The 13,380-nt window shown below is 69.2% G+C and carries 13 protein-coding genes; 6 read left to right on the forward strand and 7 right to left on the reverse strand.

Going from position 1 to position 13,380, the window contains the following annotated elements; genetic code table 11:
* Window positions 1-70: 70 nt before the first annotated feature.
* From AC1RCS_RS01105 to AC1RCS_RS01125, 5 genes are all read right to left on the reverse strand, one after another.
* Window positions 71-1,366 carry a DcaP family trimeric outer membrane transporter gene (locus AC1RCS_RS01105; protein ID WP_218296673.1) on the reverse strand — a complete coding sequence of 432 codons (1,296 nt, stop codon included), beginning with the start codon at window positions 1,364-1,366 and terminating at the stop codon, window positions 71-73.
* 46 nt (window positions 1,367-1,412) lie between these two features.
* Window positions 1,413-2,159, reverse strand: a complete 747-nt coding sequence (locus AC1RCS_RS01110) for an amino acid ABC transporter ATP-binding protein (protein ID WP_218296674.1) — start codon at window positions 2,157-2,159, stop codon at window positions 1,413-1,415.
* Complete coding sequence (locus AC1RCS_RS01115) at window positions 2,156-2,938, reverse strand: amino acid ABC transporter permease (protein WP_218296675.1); 783 nt, start codon at window positions 2,936-2,938, stop codon at window positions 2,156-2,158. The genes AC1RCS_RS01110 and AC1RCS_RS01115 overlap by 4 nt, the downstream gene beginning before the upstream one ends.
* Before the next feature lie 34 nt (window positions 2,939-2,972).
* Window positions 2,973-3,737 carry an ABC transporter substrate-binding protein gene (locus AC1RCS_RS01120; RefSeq protein WP_218296676.1) on the reverse strand — a complete coding sequence of 255 codons (765 nt, stop codon included), beginning with the start codon at window positions 3,735-3,737 and terminating at the stop codon, window positions 2,973-2,975.
* A gap of 365 nt (window positions 3,738-4,102) precedes the next feature.
* The gene (locus AC1RCS_RS01125) at window positions 4,103-4,861 is read right to left on the reverse strand and encodes a sulfite exporter TauE/SafE family protein (RefSeq protein WP_218296677.1); all 759 of its coding nucleotides are present in this window, start codon (window positions 4,859-4,861) and stop codon (window positions 4,103-4,105) included.
* 365 nt (window positions 4,862-5,226) lie between these two features.
* On the opposite strand from AC1RCS_RS01125, the gene AC1RCS_RS01130 reads away from it, so the two are divergent.
* Entirely contained in the window at window positions 5,227-6,582 is a 1,356-nt protein-coding gene (locus AC1RCS_RS01130) for an ammonium transporter (RefSeq protein WP_218339116.1), read from the forward strand.
* A 173-nt stretch (window positions 6,583-6,755) separates the two neighbouring features.
* Window positions 6,756-7,088, forward strand: coding sequence for a hypothetical protein (locus AC1RCS_RS01135; RefSeq protein WP_218296679.1), 333 nt, complete (start codon window positions 6,756-6,758; stop codon window positions 7,086-7,088).
* A gap of 36 nt (window positions 7,089-7,124) precedes the next feature.
* Here AC1RCS_RS01135 and AC1RCS_RS01140 read toward each other — a convergent pair whose 3' ends face one another.
* Window positions 7,125-7,475 (reverse strand): antibiotic biosynthesis monooxygenase family protein, encoded by a 351-nt coding sequence (locus tag AC1RCS_RS01140; RefSeq protein WP_369641137.1) that lies wholly within the window; start codon window positions 7,473-7,475, stop codon window positions 7,125-7,127.
* Window positions 7,476-7,495: 20 nt separating this feature from the next.
* Entirely contained in the window at window positions 7,496-9,175 is a 1,680-nt protein-coding gene (locus AC1RCS_RS01145) for a GMC family oxidoreductase (protein WP_218296681.1), read from the reverse strand.
* A gap of 275 nt (window positions 9,176-9,450) precedes the next feature.
* Between AC1RCS_RS01145 and AC1RCS_RS01150 the strand changes: the two genes are divergently transcribed.
* The 4 genes from AC1RCS_RS01150 to AC1RCS_RS01165 all read left to right on the forward strand — a co-directional run bounded on the left by AC1RCS_RS01150 (window position 9,451) and on the right by AC1RCS_RS01165 (window position 13,340).
* On the forward strand, window positions 9,451-10,578 hold the full coding sequence (locus tag AC1RCS_RS01150) for an MlaE family ABC transporter permease (protein WP_218339113.1): 1,128 nt from the start codon (window positions 9,451-9,453) through the stop codon (window positions 10,576-10,578).
* 219 nt (window positions 10,579-10,797) lie between these two features.
* Window positions 10,798-11,658, forward strand: coding sequence for an ABC transporter ATP-binding protein (locus AC1RCS_RS01155; RefSeq protein ID WP_218339112.1), 861 nt, complete (start codon window positions 10,798-10,800; stop codon window positions 11,656-11,658).
* Window positions 11,658-12,623 carry an MlaD family protein gene (locus AC1RCS_RS01160; protein WP_492244717.1) on the forward strand — a complete coding sequence of 322 codons (966 nt, stop codon included), beginning with the start codon at window positions 11,658-11,660 and terminating at the stop codon, window positions 12,621-12,623. Before AC1RCS_RS01155 ends, AC1RCS_RS01160 begins: the two co-directional genes overlap by 1 nt.
* 9 nt (window positions 12,624-12,632) lie before the next feature.
* Window positions 12,633-13,340, forward strand: a complete 708-nt coding sequence (locus AC1RCS_RS01165; protein WP_492244716.1) for an ABC-type transport auxiliary lipoprotein family protein — start codon at window positions 12,633-12,635, stop codon at window positions 13,338-13,340.
* The last annotated feature ends 40 nt before the right edge of the window (window positions 13,341-13,380 follow it).

The following is a 13,380-nucleotide window of genomic DNA, read 5'->3' on the forward strand; positions in this document are numbered from 1 at the left end:
GTGGTGTCCCCCTCCCTTGGCGCGCAGCGCGTAGAGAGAGGGGTGAAGGCGCGCAGCGCCTCAGGGGGTGTCAATTAAAAAGATAGCGTGCCTGCAGGTTCAGGCGCAGCATCTCGCCCTGCTGGCCGTCGAACGTCGTGCGGCGGCCGCCGATCAGCTCGCCGCCCAGTTCCACGTTCTTGATGGGCAGGTAGTACATGCCGGCATGCCATTGGTACAGCTTGTGGTTGCCTTCGGCGCCGTAGGCGTCCACGTAGGCGTCGCCCAGCTTGTGGCGCGAGCGGACCATGCCCAGCGACACGGTGCCGCGCAGCTTCTCGCTGAACACGTTGGACAGGCCCAGCACCACGCCGTGCGACTTGTCCAGGCGCACGGTGCCGCCGTCCAGCACGGGGTAGTTGGTGCCCACCAGGTAGGCGCCGTCGCCGTCGCCGTCCAGGCGTGTGTACTGCGCCATCAGCGTGGTGGTGCCGGTGATCTTGTAGCCCGCGCCCAGGCCGAAGCCGGTGCCGCGCTTGCCGATGCCGTCCACGCGCTGCTCGTGCGAGAGCAGGCGGGCGTTGATGTTGCCCCAGTCGAAGGCCTTGTCCACGCGGGCCACGAAGTTCAGGCTCTTGGCGCCGTCGGTGGGCTCTTCCACCGCGAACTGGAACTTGGCCAGGTCCGGGTTGTTGTAGGTGTAGCGCACCTGGGCCGGGCGGCGGAAGGTGGCGCCGGGCGGGCCGTTGAAGTCCACGGTCTCGGGCAGGTTGTCCACGTCCATGAAGGTCGACCAGGTCTGGCCGATCAGCCAGCCGGCGTACTCGCCGTAGGCGTGGCGCAGGCGCAGGCGGTTGCGGTTGCACTCGGCGCCGCAGTAGGCGTAGAAGTCGGCCTCGATCTTGGTGTTGAAGGTGCCGATGGAGGTGGGCGTGGAGGTCTCGAAGCCGAAGCGCGAGGTCTGCGCCGTCAGGCTGCTCTTGCCGTGGCGGCTGTCGCCCAGGGGCTGCTCCATCAGGTTGGTGAAGGTGTCGCCGGGCGCCGTTCCCTTGAAGTCCTTGACCATGTTGGCCTCGGCAAAGCCGTACACGCGGATCGAGGTCTCGCTGCCCGGCAGGCGGAAGCTGCCCGGAATGTCGCCCAGCACCACGGCGTCCTTCTGCTTGAGTTCCACGGCCTCGATGCGGTCGTTCCAGGCCGATGCCGACGCGGCGGGCGCGGCAGGCGCCTGGGCCTGCTGGGCCTTGAGCTGGTTGAGCTCGGCGCGCAGGGCCTTGAGCTCGTTGCGCATCTCTTCGAAGTCCTTGGCGGACTGCGCGAACGCGGCGGGGGGCAGGCTGCACAGGCCGGCGGCCAGCAGGGCGAGGAACGTGGGGTTCAGTTTCATGGTCACTCCGGTAGGGGCTGGTAATGGCATTGCATGGGCCTGGATCTCAGGCGCTCATGCGGCCGATGAAGGCGCGGATTCGGTCGTTGGCGGGGTTGTTGAAGAATTCGGCGGGCGTGGCGTCGTGGGCGATGCGCCCCTGGTCGAAGAACATCACGCGGTCGGCCACCTCGCGGGCGAAGCCCATCTCGTGGGTCACCACGATCATGGTCATGCCGCCACGGGCCAGCTCGCGCATCACGTCGAGCACCTCCTGCACCATCTCCGGGTCCAGGGCCGAGGTGGGCTCGTCGAACAGCATCACCTGCGGCTGCATCGCCAGCGCGCGGGCGATGGCCACGCGCTGCTGCTGGCCGCCCGACAGCTGCCAGGGGTACTTGTGCGCGTGGTCCTGCATGCCCACGCGGCGCAGCAAGGCCATCGCCTGCTCGTTCGCCTGGGCCCGCGGCGTGCGGCGGATGCGGCGGGGCGCCAGGGTCACGTTGTCCAGCACGCTCATGTGGCCGAACAGGTTGAACTGCTGGAACACCATGCCGACCTCGCTGCGCTGCTTTTGCAGCGTGGCCAGGTCGTCGGTGACTTCCTCGCCGCCGATGGTGATGCGGCCGGAGTCATGGGGTTCGAGCCGGTTGATGGCGCGCAGCAGCGTGCTCTTGCCGGAGCCCGAGGCGCCGATGATCACGGTGACCTCGCCGGTGTTGAACACGGTGGACACATCGCGCAGCACCTGGTGGGCGCCGAACGACTTGCAGACCCGGTCCACCACGATGAAGGGTGTGGCCTGGCGTGTCATTGGTTGCGGCCTTCCACGTCGAAGCGGTATTCCACCGCGTTCGAGATCTGCGTGACCAGGGTGGTCAGCAGCAGGTAGGTGATGGCCACGGTGGACAGCGTGGCAATGGGCTGGAACGTGGCGGACTGGATGCGGTTGCCCACGTTGGTCAGCTCCACCACGCCGATGGCGTAGGCCAGCGACGAGTCCTTGAGCAGCGCCACGAAGTTGCTGACCAGCGGCGGCAGCGATATCTTGAAGGCCTGTGGAAACACCACGTCCAGGAACACATGCATGCGGCCCAGGCCCAGGGCCTTGGCGGCCTCGGTCTGGCCGCGCGGCACGGCCAGCAGGCCGGCGCGAATGGCCTCGGCGTTGTAGGCGCCCACGTTCAGGCCCAGCGCCAGCACGGCGGCCGCGAAGTCGGGCAGGTTCAGGCCCGGCACCAGCACCGGCAGCGCGAAGTACACGAACAGGATCTGCACCAGCAGCGGCGTGCCGCGGATGACCCAGATGTAGAAGCTGGCCACCCAGCGCACGGCGGCAAAACGCGCGGTGCGGGCGAGCGCGGCGGCGGTTCCCAGCACCAGCCCGACGCTGCCGCTGATCAGCGTGAGCCACAGGGTGGTGCGCGCGCCGTCGGAGAACGCCTGGGCGTTGGGGCCGATGGGCTCGGGCAGGAAGGACAGCAGCTTGCCGAGCAGTGCCAGCACCAGCACCATCAGGATGACGGCCGAGACGAGCGTGGCGTTGCTGCGCTGCTGGCGGCTCCAGCGCTGCGGCCAAAAGGCGGTGAGCATGAAAAAGACCCCTGTGACTACAAGCGGGTCGTGCTTACTGGCAGCGGACGTCTTCGTTGAAATACTTCTTGGACAGCGCGGCATAGCTGCCGTCGGCCATGACTTCGGCCAGCGCCTTGTTCCAGCCGGCGGCCAGCGAGCTGTTGCCCTTGGCCACGGCGGCGGCGATGCGCTCGATGAACAGCATGTCGCCGAGCTTGAAGCCGGCGCCGGGGTTCTTCTCTGCCACGGCCTTGGCCACGAAGCGGTCGGTCACCCAGGCGTCCACGCGGCGCGAGTTCAGCGCGCTGCGGGCATCCACGTCGGTGGGGAAGTTCTTCATTTCCTTGATGGACGAGACCTTCTGCACGTTCTCGAGGTAGCTGGTGCCGGTCTGCACGGCCACCACCTTGCCCGCCAGGTCCTTGGCGCTCTTGATGGCGGGGTCCATGGCGATGATCATGCCGCCCGAGCAGTAGTGCGGGTCGGTGAAGGTGACGGCCTTGGCGCGCTCTTCGGTGATGCCGTGCGAGGCGATCACCAGGTCCCAGCGGTCCTGGCGCAGGCCGGTGAGCAGCGCATCGAAGCCCAGGGTCTTCCACTGGATCGCGAGGCCCATCTTTTTGGCCACCAGTTCGGCCGTCTCCACCTCGAAGCCGGTCAGCGTGGTGCCGTTGAAGAAATTGAACGGAGCGAACTGCCCCTCGGTCGCGATGAGGATCTTGCCGTCCTTCTTGACCTCGTCCAGCGTGCGGGCCTGGGCAGAAGCGAAAGCGGCGCAGAGCGCGAGGGCGGTGGCAACAGCCTTGAACAATTTCATGGGATGGGTCCTGTCGGGGGTATTTCAGGTACAAAAAATCCGGCATGCGGGTAGCAGGCCGGAGGCTGGTGGATCGGATGCACAGGCATCGCGAAACGCGAAGTCTGCCGTCATCAAGTAGTAACGATTATAAATATGCGAATTTTTTCCTTGGGCCTGCGGACAACCCTCAAAGCCCCGTTGTGTGCCAATTCACAACAGGTTTAGAGCGGTGTCCCCAACCGGACGCAGGCGCTACGCCTCCGTCTACAGGGCGCGGTCTGCGCTACCGGCGCGAGCCAGACCAGTGCCCCCGCGCAAGGGCTGCCCCGCCGCGCTGGGGGCGTCCCCCTTCAGGGGGAAGGCGCCGAAGGCGACTCAGGGGGTCATCTCAAGAACGCGTCGTACCCCGTCTTGAGGATCAGCGTGCTCACCACCACGATGAAGATGCCGCGCACGAAACCCGTGCCGTGCTTGAGCGCCAGGTGCGTGCCCAGCAGGCTGCCCACGACGTTGGCCACGGCCAGCGTCACCGCGAAGTGCCACCAGACGTGACCCTTGGCGGCAAACAGCACGATGGCGGCGACATTGGTGGCGCAGTTGAGCAGCTTGGCCGAGGCCGAGGCATTGAGAAAGTCGTAGCCGAGCAGCCGCACGAACAGGAAGACGAAGAAGCTGCCGGTGCCCGGGCCGAAGAACCCGTCGTAGAAACCGATCAGCACGCCGATCAGGCAGGCCGCCAGCACTTCGGCGCGGCCCGCGAAGCGCGGCGTATGGTGCCGCCCCAGTTCCTTCTTGGCCAGCGTGTAGGCCAGCACGCCCAGCAGCACCAGGGGCAGCAGCTTGCGCAGGAAGTCGGCCGACATCACCGTCACCGCCCAGGCGCCGGCGAACGAGCCGGCGAAACCGGCCGCCGCGGCCGGCAGCATCGCCGGCCAGCGGATCTGCACGCGGCGGCTGTACTGCCAGGTGGCCATGGCCGTGCCCCACACCGAGGCGGCCTTGTTGGTGCCCAGCAGCGTGGCCGGTGGCGCCCCCGGAAAAGCCGCGAACAGCGCCGGCACCATCACCAGCCCGCCGCCACCCACGATGGCGTCCACGAAGCCCGCGAGCAGCGAGGCCAGGGTAATAAAAATCCATTCCATCGCAGTATTTTCGCACCCAGCCTGCTATGGATTTAGGAACAGATACAGAGACCAGCGCACCGGGCCCGGCGACGAACGGGCAAGAAAAAGGCGCTGGGATCGCCAGCGCCTGAAAAAAAACGCACCTCGTTGGGTGCTTGAAATTTGGTTATTGGTAGAAAGGATGTCTCCTCGGGCCCCTCGCTTGGCACACCGAAGCGCGCTTTCGAGTGCTGCAACTGTAACGGCTGCACCCCACTGGTGCATTGGGGGTTTCCCGCCCCCGTTGTGGGGCGGGAAAACCGCGCGCGGGGCCACGAATCGGGGTTCGCGGGTTGGCACGGCTCATGCAATGCGCTTGTAACAATTTGCGAAAGGGAGCCTTCATGCGGGCAGTCAACCACCGGTTCATCGCGGTCGTGTCGTTGGGTCTGGGGCTATGCGCCAGCGCACTGGCGCAGGCCGTGCCCGAGGTGGCGGCGGCCCCCGCCGCGCCCCTGGCGCGCCCTGGCCTGGTGGCGCACGGCGCCGTCAGCGCGGCGGACACCGCCTGGATGATGACCTCCACGGCGCTCGTGCTGCTGATGACGCTGCCCGGCATTGCCCTGTTCTACGCGGGCATGGTGCGCAAGAAGAATGTGCTCAATACCATGGCCAGCGTGGTCGCCATCGCGGCGCTGGTCAGCCTGCTGTGGTTCGGGGCGGGCTACTCGCTGGCGTTCACGCCCGGCAACGCCTGGGTGGGCGGCTGGGAGCGCGCGGGGTTCACGGGGCTGGACTTCGACCTGGCGGGCGGCAAGCTCGCCGTGAGCCATGTCGCGCCGCACATTCCCGAATCGGTGTACGCCATGTTCCAGCTCACCTTCGCCATCATCACGGCCGCGCTCCTGGTGGGCGCGTTCGTCGAGCGCATGCGGTTTTCCGCCATGCTGATCTTCATCGGCCTGTGGACCTTGCTGGTCTATGCCCCGGTGGCGCACTGGGTGTGGGAGCCGGGGGGCTGGCTGGCGCGGATGGGCGCGCTGGATTTCGCCGGGGGCTCCGTGGTGCACGTGAACGCGGGCGTGGCGGGGCTGGTGTGCGCGTGGTTCCTGGGCCGCCGCACGGGCTATGGCCGCGAGCCCTTCGAGCCCTACAACCTGGGGCTCACCATGGCGGGCGCGGGCCTGCTGTGGGTGGGCTGGTTCGGCTTCAACGCGGGCTCGGCCGTGGCGGCCGATGGCCGGGCGGGCCTGGCCATGGCGGTCACGCACCTGGCCGCCGCCGCTGGTGCGCTGTCCTGGATGCTGGGCGAGTGGGTGGTGCGCGGGCGCCCTTCGCTGCTGGGGCTGTGCTCGGGCCTGGTCGCGGGACTCGTGGCGATCACGCCCGCCGCAGGCTTCGTCACGCTGCGCTCGGCGGTGGTGATTGGCCTGGTGGCCGGGCTGGCGTGCTACTGGGGGGCCACGGGGCTCAAGCGCCTGCTGCGTGCCGACGATTCGCTGGATGTGTTTGGCGTGCATGGCATTGGCGGCATCGTGGGCTCGCTGCTCACGGGGGTGCTGGCCAGCAAGACCGTGGGGGGCGTGCAGGGCAGCCTGCTCACCCAGGCCATCGGGGTGGGCGCCGTGATGGCCTACAGCCTGGTGGTGACGGCCGCGCTGCTGTGGATCATCAATTTTGCGATGGGTGTGCGCGTGGATGCGCAGAGCGAGCAGACCGGACTCGACATCGCCCAGCACCGCGAACACCTGGGCGGCTGAATGAAGCCCGCTCTCCCGAGGCCCTGCGGGCCTTCCCCCGCTCTCGCACCGCCGCGCAATGCGGGCCGGGGGGCGCAGCCAGCGCGGCGGCCCGCGCCTGGGCCGCACCGGTTTCATTCGCCGCGGGTTGTGCGCAGCGCAATGGATGACTGAAATGCAGTAAGGAGCCGACCATGCCCGATTCCGACAAGCTCGCCATTGCCGCCCACCTGCATGTGCTGCTGCGCCGCAAGACGGGGCGCGTGACCGACACCGAGTGGATGGCGGCCAACGCCGAGTACGCGCTGGAGATCGTGCGGTTCGCGCGCCAGCGCGCGCAGGAGGACAACGCGCCCGAACTCACCGAATGGGCGGACCGCCTGGACCAGGCCATCCATGCCGCGCCACCCGCCGCCCCGCGCCGCCCCTTGCTGGATGTGGCCACCCAGGCGGTGCGCCAGCGCATGGCGCCGCCGCCGCCAGAGCCTGCGCCGGAGGTTCCCCGCTATGTGGGAGGGATTCGCTGACCGCGCTGCGGCCGGGTGGCCGTTGCCCGGGTGGTGTCAGTGCGCTGCCGCGCCCTGCACGAACAGGCCCGCCGTAGGCAGCAGCCCGGCCAGCTTGTCGTCGCCATAGGTGCGCAGCACCTGCGCAATCACGACCTGGTAGCCGTTGAGCCACTGCGCTTGCGCCGCCTTGGCCTTCAGGTGGGCGGGGTGCTGCATCAATGCCTGCAGGGCCTCGAGCGACTGCCAGTAGTACACGTTGGACACCAGGCCCTTGCCCGTGTCCTCCCACGATTCCTCGCCCAGGTAGCCGTCGATGGAGCGGGCGGCGGTGGCAATCGCCTCGTCCAGGCGGTGGAAGGCGTCGTCGAACTGTTTGGTGGCGAAGATGAAGGTGGAGGAGTACATGGGCGCGATGGTACCCACGCTTATGCCGCGCGCCGCGCCTGGATGATCCACTCCGCCGCCTTCTCGGCCAGCATCAGGGTGGGCGAGTTGGTGTTGCCGCTGGTGATGGTGGGCATGGCCCCCGCGTCCACCACCCGCAGGCCCGCAATGCCGCGCACGCGCAGTTGCGAGTCCAGCACGGCCATCGGGTCATCATCCCGCCCCATCTTCGTCGTGCCCACGGGGTGGAAGATGGTGGTGGCGATGTCGCCGGCCAGGCGCGCCAGGTCCTCGTCGCTCTCGAACTGCACGCCGGGCTTCCATTCCTCGGGCCGGTACTTGGCCAGCGCGGGCTGGGCCACGATGCGGCGCGTGACGCGCAGGCTGTCGGCCGCCACCTGGCGGTCTTCGGCGGTGCTCAGGTAGTTGGGCGCGATGGCCGGTGCGGCCTTGAAGTCGGCGTTCTTGATGTTCACCGTGCCCCGGCTCGTGGGGTTGAGGTTGCACACACTGGCCGTGAAGGCCGGAAAGCTGTGCAGCGGCTCGCCAAACGCGTCGAGCGACAGCGGCTGCACGTGGTACTCGATGTTCGGCCAGGGCTGGTCGGCGCTGCTGCGCGTGAAGGCGCCCAGCTGCGAGGGCGCCATGCTCATGGGGCCGCTGCGTTTGGTCGCGTATTCGAGCCCGATCTTGGCCTTGCCCCAGAGCGAGCTGGCCATGGTGTTGAGCGTGGGCACGCCGCCCACCTTGAACACCGCGCGGATCTGCAGATGGTCCTGCAGGTTGGCGCCCACGCCGGGCAGGTCGTGCACCACGTCGATGCCGTGCTGGCGCAGCAGCGCGGAGGGGCCGATGCCCGAGAGCTGCAGCAGCTGCGGCGAGTTGACGGCACCGGCGCTCAGGATGACCTCGCCCGTGGCGCGGGCCGTGACCATCTCATGCCCGTCCCACACCAACACGCCCGTGCAGCGCTTGCTGCCGTCGGGCTGCGTCTCGATGAGGAGCTTGGCGGCCTGCGCGCTGGTCCACATCTCGAAGTTGGGGCGGCCGTAGCAGGTGGGCCGCAGGAAGGCCTTGGCGGTGTTCCAGCGCCAGCCGCTTTTCTGGTTGACCTCGAAGTAGCCCACGCCCTCGTTGCTGCCGCCGTTGAAATCGTCGGTGGCGGGGATGCCGGCCTGCTGCGCGGCCTGGGCGAAGGCGTCCAGCACGTCCCAGCGCAGGCGCTGCTTTTCCACGCGCCACTCGCCGGAGCTGCCCGTGGCCTTGTTGCCGTGCAGGCGCTTGAAATTTTCATTCACGCCATCGGGCTGGTCCAGGCGCCAGTGGTCCTCGTGGCGGCGGAAGTAGGGCAGGGCGTTCTCCCAGCGCCAGCTGGCGTCGCCGGTCAGCTCGGCCCACTGGTCGTAGTCGCGCGCCTGGCCGCGCATGTAGATCATGCCGTTGATGCTGCTGCAGCCGCCCAGCGTCTTGCCGCGCGGGTAGCGCAGGGTGCGGCCGTTCAGGCCCGCGTCGGGCTCGGTGTTGTAGAGCCAGTCGGTGCGCGGGTTGCCGATGCAGTAGAGATAGCCGACGGGGATATGGATCCAGTGGTAGTCGTCCTTGCGGCCTGCTTCGATCAGCAGCACGCGGTGGCGGCCGTCGGCGCTCAGGCGGTTGCACAGCAGGGCGCCGGCGGTGCCTCCGCCGATGATGATGGTGTCAAACGTGGTGTGGTCGCTCATGGGCAGGCGGTGCGGTGCAAGGGTTGGGACGGAGGGCCATTGTGCGGATGGCACCACGCGTGTCGAGAGGGTCACTGCCTATTGCTACTAAATATGTAGCTTGAAGCGCTTGATGCCAAAGCGCTGGAGGCCTGTTTGATATTAATTTCACGCGGCCCCGGCCGGCCTGTGCTTGGCGGCCCGTGCGGGCGGGCGTAAATCCTACGCGCCGCCTGTGCGTGGCTCCGCTACCATGCACCCTCTCTTTCCCTCTTGGCGGCCGCGCCGCCCAGTCCATGACCGACCACGCACCTCGCATTGTTCGCGCCGACACGCCCCAGGGGGCGAGTGCGCAACTGCATGGGCGCTGGGGCGCGGCCGAACTGGGCACACGGTCGCAGTGGGAGGCGGTCTGCGAGCAGCTGCGCGCCAGCCCCCCCGCGCCCGGGCTGGGCTGGGACCTGACGCAGCTGCAGTGGCTGGACCACGTGGGCGCGCAGCTGGTGTGGAACCACTGGCAGCGGGCCTGGCCGGCGCAGCTGGCCTGTACCGACGGCCAGCGCGACATGCTGGAGCGCGTGGCGGAGTTCACCACGGCCACCCCGCCGGCCCGGGAGCCCTGGCGCCTGGCCGAGCAGGCGGACCACCTGGGCGTGCTGGTGCTGCACGGCCTCAGCCATGCGCGGCACATGCTCGAAATGGTGGGGCAGTTGCTGCTCGACCTGGGCCGCCTGGCGCGCGCGCCGCGCCGGGGGCCGTGGCGCGACGTGTCGGGCCACCTGTACCGCATGGGCGCCACGGCGCTGCCCATCACGGCGCTGGTGGGATTTCTGATCGGCGTGGTGCTGGCCTACCTGATGAGCCTGCAGCTGCGCCAGTTCGGGGCCGAGTCGTTCATCGTCAACATCCTGGGCATCTCGCTCATCCGCGAGCTGGGCCCCATGCTGGCGGCCATCCTGGTGGCGGGGCGCTCGGGCTCGGCCATCACCGCGCAGATCGGCGTGATGCGCGTGACCGAGGAACTCGATGCCATGCGCGTCATGGGCATCCCGCACGGCTTTCGGCTGGTGATGCCGCGCACGCTGGCGCTGGCGCTGGCCATGCCGCTCATCAGCGTGTGGACCACGCTGGCCGCGCTGGCCGGGGGCATGCTGGCGGCCGACATCTCCATGGACATCTCGCCCGCGTATTTCGTGCAGGCGCTGCCCGCGGCGGTGAAGGTGGGCAACCTGGGGCTCGCCATGGCCAAGTCGGTGGTGTTCGGCGCCTTCATCGCGCTCATCGGCTGCCACTGGGGGCTGCGCGTGAAACCCAACACCCAGAGCCTGGGCGAGGGCACCACGGCCTCGGTGGTCACGTCGATCACCATGGTCATCATCGTGGACGCCTTGTTCGCGGTGGCCTTCAAGAACATCGGAATATGAAGATGAGGTGGCTTCCCCCTGAGCGGCTTCGCCGCTTCCCCCTTCTCCCGAACTGCTGCGCAGCTCGGGAAGGGGGACGCCGCCAGCACCCGCATGTGAAGCCCCCCCTGAGCCGCTTCGCGTCTTCCCCCCAAGGGGGGACGCCACCCGTGGCCTGGCAAAGCCAGTTCCACGGAGGCACGGGTATTGCGCCGCGCCAGTTTCTACCGGAGCGTGGCCATGACTGAACGCATCGCCAAGCCCGAGCACATCGCAGTCGCGCCGGGCGAGCCGCCCATCGTGGACGTGCAGGGCCTGTGGACGGTGTTCGGCAAGGGCGACGAAGCCTTCACCGTGCACCAGGACCTGAACTTCACCGTGCAGCGCGGCGAGATGCTGTCGCTGGTGGGGGGCTCGGGCACGGGCAAGACGGTACTGCTGCGCCAGATCCTGGGGCTGGCCAGGCCGGCGCGCGGCACGGTCACGGTGCTGGGGCGGCCGGCGTCCGAGATGGGGCGCGAGGGCGCGGCCAGCCGCGTGGGCATGCTGTTCCAGCACGGCGCGCTGTTCTCGGCCTTCAACGTGCTCGACAACGTGGCCTTCGCGCTGCGCGAGCAGGGCACCCTGCCCGACGACCTGGTGCGCGATGCCGCGCTGGTCAAGCTGCAGATGGTGGGCCTCAAGCCCGAGCACGCCAGCCGCATGCCGGCCGACCTGTCGGGCGGCATGGTCAAGCGCGTGGCGCTGGCGCGCGCGCTCATCATGGACCCGCCGCTGCTGCTGCTCGACGAACCCACCGCCGGGCTGGATCCGAGCAGCTCCGACGATTTCTGCGCGCTGCTGCGCGAGCTGCGCGCCGCGCTCGGGCTCACGGTGGTCATGGTCACGCACGATCTGGACACGCTGTTCGCGCTCAGCACCCGCGTGGCCGTGCTGGCCGACAAGAAGGTCATCGTCACCGGCCCGCCGCACGAGGTCGCGCATTTCAGGCACCCCTTCATCGAGCACTTCTTCATGGGCGAACGCGGCCAGCGCGCCATGGCCCCGGTACCGGCGGCGGCGCGGCCGGCCGCCTCCCCGCCAGACAAGGAACATCCCTGATGGAAAACAAATCACACGCCCTCGCCGCAGGCATCTTCGTGCTGGTGGTGGCCGCCATGCTGGCGGGCCTGGCCATCTGGCTCACGCGCGACAACGCCAACTACGAGCAGTACGAGCTGTCCACCAAGGACGGCGTGAGCGGCCTGCAGCCCCAGGCCACCGTCCGCTACAAGGGCGTGGCCGTGGGCAAGGTCACGCGCATCGGGTTCGACCCCCAGGTCACCGGCAACGTGCTGATCCGCATCGCCGTCAACGAACAGGCGCCCATCAGCCCCACCACCTTCGCCGTGCTGGGCTACCAGGGCGTCACGGGCCTGGCCCATGTGCAGCTGGACGACGCCGACAAGCCCTATCCCGAACTGCCGCCCGGCCCCAGCGGGCTGCCCCGCCTGCCGCTCAAGCCCTCGCCGTTTGGCAAGCTCGCCGAGCAGGCGCCGGCCATCCTGGCGCAGGTGGAGGAGGCCACGCGCCGCATCAACCAGCTGCTGGGCGACACCAACCAGCAAAAGCTCACCGAAGCCCTCGCCAACATCGGCCAGGCCGCGGGCAGCGTCAACACCCTGAGCCAGCGGCTCGATGCCACCGTCGCGCAGCGGCTGGACCCGGCCCTGGCCGCGCTGCCGCCGCTGGCCAGCGACGCGCGCAAGACGCTGCAGTCGCTGCAGCAGGCCGGCGCCAGCGTGACGTCCCTGGCCGCCGACGTCAGCAAGACCACCCAGCGCCTGGGCGCGGAGGGCGGCCCCATCGACCAGATCACCATCGGCACGCAGTCCCTCGCCCGCGCGGCCGACCAGTTCGGCGCCTCCACGCTGCCGCGCCTGAACCGCGCCGCCGACGACACGTCGCGCGCGGCCCGCCAGCTCGGCCGCACGGCGGGCGGCGTCACCGACAACCCGCAGCTGTTCATCTATGGGTCCGGCCGCATACCGCCCGGCCCCGGCGAGCCCGGCTTTGCGGCACCGTGAGGAGTGTTCATGAAAAGTACTATTAAAAACATAGCTGCCGGCGCCTTCCCGAAAAGCGCTGGCGGCCTGCTGGGCGGCATGGTTCTGGTGGTGGTGATCGGCCTGGCCGGCTGCTCGGCCCTGCCCAGCCCGCCCTCGCGCCCCGTGCTGTACGACTTTGGCCCCGGCCCGGTGGCCCCGGCGCCGGCCGACCGCCGGGCACCGCTGCAGCCCCTGGCCCTGGCCGACGTGGAGGCGCCCGGCCTGCCCGAGGGCAGCAATGCCGTGCTCTACCGCCTGGGCTATGCCGATGCCCAGCAGCTGCGCCCCTACAGCCAGGCCCGCTGGAGCCAGCCCCCCGCCCAGCTGCTGCAGCAGCGGCTGCGCGAGCAGCTGGGCCAGCGGCGCGCCATCCTCAAGGCCGACGACGGTGCGGCCCAGGCGCGCGACGCCAGCCAGGGCGGCCGGCTGCCCCCGGTGCTGCGCGTGGAGCTGGAGGAATTCAGCCACCTCTTCGCCAGCCCCACCGAAAGCGCTGGCGTGGTGCGCCTGCGTGCCACGGTGGTGGACCTGACGCTGGCGGGCGAGTCGCTGCGCGGCCAGCGTGTGTTCATCGTGCGCACCCCGGCGCCCAGCGCCGACGCGGCCGGCGGCGTGAAGGCCCTGGCGGAGGCCTCCACACAGGTCGCCCAGGAGCTGGCGGACTGGCTGGAACAGGTGACGCGGCGCACGAACTGAGCTGCCGGGGGCACCACCGGTCCCCGCCCGTGCGCCCTCT

Source organism: Acidovorax sp. GW823-FHT01C06, assembly GCF_058798375.1.

Bases quoted from the DNA above. Each gene is read 5' to 3' on its own strand.
- AC1RCS_RS01110 (WP_218296674.1), bottom strand. From the start codon at position 2,159: ATGACACGCCAGGCCACACCCTTCATCGTGGTGGACCGGGTCTGCAAG.
- AC1RCS_RS01130 (WP_218339116.1), top strand. From the start codon at position 5,227: ATGCGGGCAGTCAACCACCGGTTCATCGCGGTCGTGTCGTTGGGTCTG.
- AC1RCS_RS01160 (WP_492244717.1), top strand. From the start codon at position 11,658: ATGGAAAACAAATCACACGCCCTCGCCGCAGGCATCTTCGTGCTGGTG.
- AC1RCS_RS01140 (WP_369641137.1), bottom strand. From the start codon at position 7,475: ATGTACTCCTCCACCTTCATCTTCGCCACCAAACAGTTCGACGACGCC.
- AC1RCS_RS01115 (WP_218296675.1), bottom strand. From the start codon at position 2,938: ATGCTCACCGCCTTTTGGCCGCAGCGCTGGAGCCGCCAGCAGCGCAGC.
- AC1RCS_RS01145 (WP_218296681.1), bottom strand. From the start codon at position 9,175: ATGAGCGACCACACCACGTTTGACACCATCATCATCGGCGGAGGCACC.
- AC1RCS_RS01135 (WP_218296679.1), top strand. From the start codon at position 6,756: ATGCCCGATTCCGACAAGCTCGCCATTGCCGCCCACCTGCATGTGCTG.
- AC1RCS_RS01125 (WP_218296677.1), bottom strand. From the start codon at position 4,861: ATGGAATGGATTTTTATTACCCTGGCCTCGCTGCTCGCGGGCTTCGTG.
- AC1RCS_RS01155 (WP_218339112.1), top strand. From the start codon at position 10,798: ATGACTGAACGCATCGCCAAGCCCGAGCACATCGCAGTCGCGCCGGGC.
- AC1RCS_RS01150 (WP_218339113.1), top strand. From the start codon at position 9,451: ATGACCGACCACGCACCTCGCATTGTTCGCGCCGACACGCCCCAGGGG.
- AC1RCS_RS01105 (WP_218296673.1), bottom strand. From the start codon at position 1,366: ATGAAACTGAACCCCACGTTCCTCGCCCTGCTGGCCGCCGGCCTGTGC.
- AC1RCS_RS01165 (WP_492244716.1), top strand. From the start codon at position 12,633: ATGAAAAGTACTATTAAAAACATAGCTGCCGGCGCCTTCCCGAAAAGC.
- AC1RCS_RS01120 (WP_218296676.1), bottom strand. From the start codon at position 3,737: ATGAAATTGTTCAAGGCTGTTGCCACCGCCCTCGCGCTCTGCGCCGCT.